The sequence below is a fragment of the Candidatus Latescibacter sp. genome, from assembly GCA_030692375.1.
Classification (GTDB): domain Bacteria; phylum Latescibacterota; class Latescibacteria; order Latescibacterales; family Latescibacteraceae; genus JAUYCD01.
On sequence record JAUYCD010000150.1, the window covers coordinates 1 to 5,681 of the forward strand.

General features: G+C 48.6%; 5 protein-coding genes and 1 tRNA gene. 4 read left to right on the plus strand and 2 right to left on the minus strand.

Annotated elements, in window-relative coordinates:
• Positions 1-441 precede the first annotated feature (441 nt).
• Together Q8O92_09175 and Q8O92_09180 are read left to right on the plus strand one after the other, a co-directional pair.
• Positions 442-1,827, plus strand: a complete 1,386-nt coding sequence (locus Q8O92_09175) for an aspartate aminotransferase family protein (GenBank protein ID MDP2983485.1) — start codon at positions 442-444, stop codon at positions 1,825-1,827.
• A gap of 241 nt (positions 1,828-2,068) precedes the next feature.
• Entirely contained in the window at positions 2,069-2,410 is a 342-nt protein-coding gene (locus tag Q8O92_09180; GenBank protein MDP2983486.1) for a DUF3467 domain-containing protein, read from the plus strand.
• A gap of 130 nt (positions 2,411-2,540) precedes the next feature.
• Here Q8O92_09180 and Q8O92_09185 read toward each other — a convergent pair whose 3' ends face one another.
• Positions 2,541-2,834: a hypothetical protein gene (locus tag Q8O92_09185; protein ID MDP2983487.1), complete on the minus strand. Its 294-nt coding sequence runs from the start codon at positions 2,832-2,834 to the stop codon at positions 2,541-2,543.
• A gap of 145 nt (positions 2,835-2,979) precedes the next feature.
• Complete coding sequence (locus tag Q8O92_09190) at positions 2,980-3,207, minus strand: hypothetical protein (protein MDP2983488.1); 228 nt, start codon at positions 3,205-3,207, stop codon at positions 2,980-2,982.
• A gap of 488 nt (positions 3,208-3,695) precedes the next feature.
• Here Q8O92_09190 and Q8O92_09195 point away from each other — a divergent pair, with 488 nt between their 5' ends.
• A complete protein-coding gene (locus Q8O92_09195; GenBank protein MDP2983489.1) occupies positions 3,696-5,114 on the plus strand; it encodes a neutral/alkaline non-lysosomal ceramidase N-terminal domain-containing protein in 1,419 nt (472 codons plus the stop codon).
• A 112-nt stretch (positions 5,115-5,226) separates the two neighbouring features.
• A tRNA-Lys gene (locus Q8O92_09200) sits at positions 5,227-5,303 on the plus strand.
• Positions 5,304-5,681: the final 378 nt, after the last annotated feature.

Here is a 5,681-nt window from a genome sequence, read left to right on the forward strand (position 1 = left end):
ATGTATGTTTTCAGGTTCCATTGTTATCTTTTTAACCGTCCTGTTCTCTGTTCGCCTTTAACAGACCTTTTGATGCATTCAAGTTGAATAAAAGTTTTTTACTTTTGTCGCCCTCGTCTTAATAAGGGGGGATGCCGAAGGCAGGGGGGATCTTTAAAGACACAGGAGCACTCAATTTCTCTTATTTACTGTATGTTGCTGACTTAACGACATACCCGTATAATTGTATCAGCGAACAACCCAACAATTGTAAGAGAAAAATGTAGCGTACAAAGGAAAAACACAAGGAGAATTCACCGTTTATCCGGTCAGGCGCTCACCTTTTCTTTCACGTTCCAAAACAGTTGATTTTTACCTCTGAAAGAAACATATTATAATACCTGAAATATACTCTTTGTAATGAACACCATCCACCAATAACCCAACGAAACAGGGAAAAAAATGGCATCGAAAGAATTTTCGATCGAACCGCAGCCGGTTAATCCGGTCAAAACAAAATACCGCCGGATTGTGACTTCCACCATTCCGGTAAAAGAGTCCTTGCCCATCCTGGAAATGCTCCGTGAAAATGAGCCGTTTTCCATGAGTGGACAGCCGCCGATTGTCTGGGACTATGGCGACGGGTTTCAGGTTTTTGACGCTTATGGCAACATGTGGCTCGACTGGTCGTGCGGCGTTCTCGTGACAAATGCAGGGCATGGCCGTAAGGAGATTCGGGATGCCGTCATTGCCGCAGCCGGGAAAGGGCTGCTCCACACCTACTGCTTTCCTTCCGAGCCGCGGGCGCTACTGGCAAAAAAACTGGTGGAGCTGGCGCCTGATCAAATGACCCGCGCATTCATCCTCACCACCGGCGCGGAAACGACCGAATGCGCCATCAAGCTGGCTAAAACCTGGGGAATGAAACACGGCGGCTCACGGAAAAATGTGATCGTAACCTTCGAGGAAGCATTCCATGGCCGTACCATGGGCGCCCAACTGGCGGGGGGAATTCCTGCGCTTAAAGATTGGATCGGCGCCCTCGACCCCTCGTTTGTCCAGGTGCCTCACCCCGGCTCAAACGTGGTGAAAGACAAGAGTTTCAAACTCTTCGAGAGTACGCTTAAAAAATTGGGAGTTGATCCCGACAATGTCGCAGGAGTGATGAGCGAGACCTACCAGGGCGGGCATTGCGGATTCTTCCCCGATGAATATGCTGTTGCGCTGCGCTCCTGGTGTGACCGTCACAATGCGGTGCTGATTTTCGATGAGGTGCAGGCCGGATTCGGGCGTACAGGAAAAATGTGGGGATTCGAACACCACGGGATCGTACCGGACATCATGTGCCTGGGCAAGGGGATGTCCTCCAGTCTTCCCATCGCCGCCGTGGTAGGCAGTGAGGAGATCATGAACCAGTACGGCCCCGGATCGATGACTTCCACCCATTCCGGACACCCGCTTGGCGCGGTGGCGGCCCTGGCGTCCATTGAAATCATCGAAAGGGAAAACCTTGTGGAAAACGCCCATGCCATGGGCGAGCATCTCTATCCCGGGCTGAGAAAAATTCAGTCGAGACATAAAGAGATTTTCGATCTTCAGGGCCGCGGCCTCGTATTCGCGCTCATGGCCATCAAGAACCGCGCTACCATGGAGCCGGACGCCGATCTTGCGTTCGATATCGTCAAGCGCTGTGTCGAGTCGGGACTTCTCATGTTTGCCCCTGTAGGCAGAGGCGGCGGGTGTGTGAAGATCGCTCCTCCGCTCTGCATCACCGCGGAGGCCATCGATGAGGGTCTGGAGGTTATCGGCAAGGTGGTTGATGATGTCATCGCTGAAGCCGGACGGTAAATGCATGGAAACCTCACCCGGCTTTTGGCCACCCTCTCAATCCACCCCACAGGTGCTTCGCACCAGTGGGGACCCCGGAGTCAGGAGAGGTTAAAAACAATGCGTATAATGAGTTCCCCCCTCTCCTGACTAGGAGCGGGGGATTGGGGGTGAGGTAAAGAAACACCAGAAAATAAAGTAAAATTTATTTTTTCCGGAGCATCATCCTTTGAAATCCCGAAACCCAAGAAGGAAGAAATTCATGAACAAACCCCCGGATGTGGCTTCCCAGGAGCATCAGGTACGCATCGAGATTCAGGATGCTGTCGCTGACGGCGTTTATGCGAATCTGTCGTTCATCACCACCAATAATTCGGAGTTTATCCTTGATTTCGCCCGGTTCCTGCCCGGAAACAGCAGGGGAAAGGTAGTGACGCGGGTGGTGCTGAGCCCCATTCATGCCAAGGCGTTCTCGAAATCCCTCGCCGAAGCGGTTGAAAACCATGAGAAAAATTTCGGAACCATCACACCGGACAGCACCCCAAAAAACATAGGTTTCAAATTGAATCCCGGAGGAAACGAAAAGGAAGAAAAAACAGGATAGCCCTTAGACAAGGCAGTCACTCTCTGCGCGAAATGAGGTGTAATAGCTCCGATACGTTTATTATCCGATACACGTCTATCGTGGGGCATCACGGGCAAGGTACTTCGTTCTGTCCCGTGTATGCCCAGGGTTATCTGCCGGTTTCCTCTGCTTGTCCTCTAAGTCTCCGTATTATCGATACAAGTCCCCGCGACCCGAAAATCAGATACATGCCAAGGGCGAATTTGATAAGGCTCTGCAGAACCAGCGCCCATCCCTGTTGTCTCATGTAGATTTGCCAGTCATGACCACCCGATTCGTTATAGAGACCATACGTCAAATTTACTGCAATTGAAGAAAGGGTCATCGGTACTTGCCATATTACCAGGATTATGCCGATGACAGTCAAGGCAAAAACGTACCAGTCATCCGTGACTCTCCCCATATCCTCCAAGACAGGACTGTCGTCCGGGAAAAGCTTCGCAGAAATAGATTCCGAGTGCCACAGCAAGGTGTAAGCCGCAATTGCCAAGAACAATAAGGGTGTGAAATATCTAAGAACGGTCGCAAGCACGCGGCTAGATTGGAAATCACTGGTAACGAAAAAAGCGGAAAGCAACTGTGTTAGGTACATCGTCCCAATAATAACGCAATACACTCCCAATCCCTTCAGAAGGACGGACATCAATTTTCTTTGTGTCATCATTAGTCTCCCTTGCAGATAACTTCTGTTTTTCTGGTTTCCAGATAAACCCGCTTACAGGTTTTGCTTCCAGATAACACTCCACGCTCAATTGCACCATGTATGGTTTCAGCATACTACTAACTCAACGCAGGTGTAAATCATCGTCATCCGCACTATAATACTATTTTAATAATTCTAATAAATCGTTTCTGACTATCACAAGCAAGATAAATATTTACCTATTTTTTGCCATACAAAAAACCGCCGCATATCACGACAGCCCCTTATGCACCCCGACTTTTGCAAAGCAAAAGCCAGGAACCCCGCATCCCCCAAAGGGGGACTTAAAAGACTGCAAGACATCACATAAATAGATGCTATCAATTTTTAAAACCAACATGTTTTATCCTTACATAGTGAAAGTCCCCCTCCGGGGGATTTAGGGGGCTGTCTTCCAAATGAAGCTATAAGTATTTGTTTAAAGATAAGTTGTGAGTATATTTAAGTAAGTTTATAAATAATTCGGGCTAAGATAAAAAATCACTTGTATCAATCGAAAAAGAGAAATATTATTCCCTGAAGAAGAACGGGAGTATACACACTCAAATTGAGGAATGATGCATGAAAAACGATCAAACATATCAGACAGGTGTTTTTCGATGGTTTATAGGGATTTGCTTCAGCATTTCCCTGCTTTACCCTTTAAGCGCTCTTTGCGCTCCGGCGGCAGCCGAATGGAAAGCGGGAGTAGCTTCTGCGGTCACAACTCCGGATGCACCGGTATGGATGGCCGGTTACGGCAACCGTAAGGAGCCTTCCCAGGGGAAAATCAGCGATATCTATGTCAAAGCCCTTGCGCTTCAGGATCCGCAGGGAACCCGGGCGGTTATTGTCACAGCCGATATTGTGGGGTATGGGGAAGGATTCACCGCCGTCATCGCCGCGGAAGTTAAAAAACGATTCGGCATCCCCCGTGAAGCGATCCTGTTCAATGCCTCCCATACCCATTGCGGGCCGGAAATCCGTCCCGAAAAGGAAAGATTCATCAATATCACCCCGGAGTATGCCTCAAAGCTGGAAATTTACAAAAGCGGGCTGCAGAAGAAATTCGTCCAGGTAATCAGCGAGGCGATCAAAGGATTACAACCCGCCCAACTGAGCTATTCCACCGGAAATCCCGTTCCCTTTGCGGTCAGCCGCCGGTTCCCGACCGACAAGGGGATCGTGTACCGCTCCACTCCGTCCTCCTATTATACCGGCGGCTCCCGGGATGATGTAGTCCCGGTGCTCAAGGTTGCGGATTCCAACGGCGCCATACGCGCCATCCTTTTCGGCTACGCCTGCCATCCCATAACTCTGAGCGTGGATTATATCAGCGGAGACTATCCCGGTTTTGCCCAGCAATACATCCAGGAAATGTATCCGGGAGCGACAGCGCTCTTTGTACAGGGATGCTCGGGCGAGCTTGTTCCTAATGCCCGTTATCAGGTGGAATACGCCATGGGCCACGGAAAAGCTCTGGCGGAAGCGGTGAAAAAGGCCCTCGCCGGGAATCAGAAACTGATCGTCGGGCCGCTCAAATGCGCCTACCAGGAGGTTACACTGGACTGCCAGCCTGTCCCCGACCGTAAAACCCTGGAGGAAAACAGGAAATCATCCAATCTGACTCTAAGCCGTAAATCTGCCTTTTTCCTCGACAAAATCGCCAGGGGTGAAAAGATTCAGGAGTCCGTTCCCTGCCCGCTGCAGGTGCTCCATTTCGGGAAAGAGCTGCTCTTTATCGGAATTGGCGGAGAAACGGTGGTGGATTATGCGGTCAACCTGAAATCGGAATTTAAGAACCCGAACCAGCCGGTCTGGGTGGCCGGGTATTGCAATTATGTGTTCGGTTACCTGCCTACTTTGAAAATACTCAAAGAAGGCGGATACGAAGGCGGCGACGCTCTTTTGCATACCCAATTCTCCGGACCTTTTTCCGAAAAAGTGGAAGACCAGGTGATGGGCGGAATTCGCAAGCTGGTTGCGAAAGTTTCCGAATAAAGGCTTTGCGCTCTCAAAGAAAGAACCGTTGATACCCAAGTTGACCGTGATTTTTGGTTTGACTGTAAATTTTTTTTTCTATATATTACTTTTCTAGTTTGTCAAAAGCGGTGGGCCCGTAGCTCAGTCCGGTAGAGCACCGGCCTTTTAAGCCGAGGGTCGAAAGTTCGAGTCTTTCCGGGCTCACCATAATAATAAAGGACTTACGCATATATGTTTTGTGATTCATTGAAAAAAACCCACTCCGGTGGTCATCGATTTTTCTCCTCATTTGGTAATTCGACAACTTTACTCACCAGCGTATCATTTATTCTCAACGCTTATGAAAAATTTGCTTGAGACCTATACTTGTAAGTAATCATAGCCTTCTATTTCATATTCATAGTAAGTCACTCCTTTTAATTCGTTACTATACTATAACTGGTTATGGTAAAAAAATTATGTATTTTCACACTTGTCCAAATTAGACTTTTTGCATTACCGTACATAGTCGTCCCTGAAAAAGTCATTTTACGGTAATATCTGACAAGATTGCAGTTTCATTATTCCGATTATAGGGAGATATCC

Excerpts from the sequence above, each read along its gene's own strand:
- Q8O92_09185 (MDP2983487.1), bottom strand. The coding sequence starts at position 2,834 with ATGGGGAGAGTCACGGATGACTGGTACGTTTTTGCCTTGACTGTCATC.
- Q8O92_09195 (MDP2983489.1), top strand. The coding sequence starts at position 3,696 with ATGAAAAACGATCAAACATATCAGACAGGTGTTTTTCGATGGTTTATA.
- Q8O92_09175 (MDP2983485.1), top strand. The coding sequence starts at position 442 with ATGGCATCGAAAGAATTTTCGATCGAACCGCAGCCGGTTAATCCGGTC.
- Q8O92_09190 (MDP2983488.1), bottom strand. The coding sequence starts at position 3,207 with ATGCTGAAACCATACATGGTGCAATTGAGCGTGGAGTGTTATCTGGAA.
- Q8O92_09180 (MDP2983486.1), top strand. The coding sequence starts at position 2,069 with ATGAACAAACCCCCGGATGTGGCTTCCCAGGAGCATCAGGTACGCATC.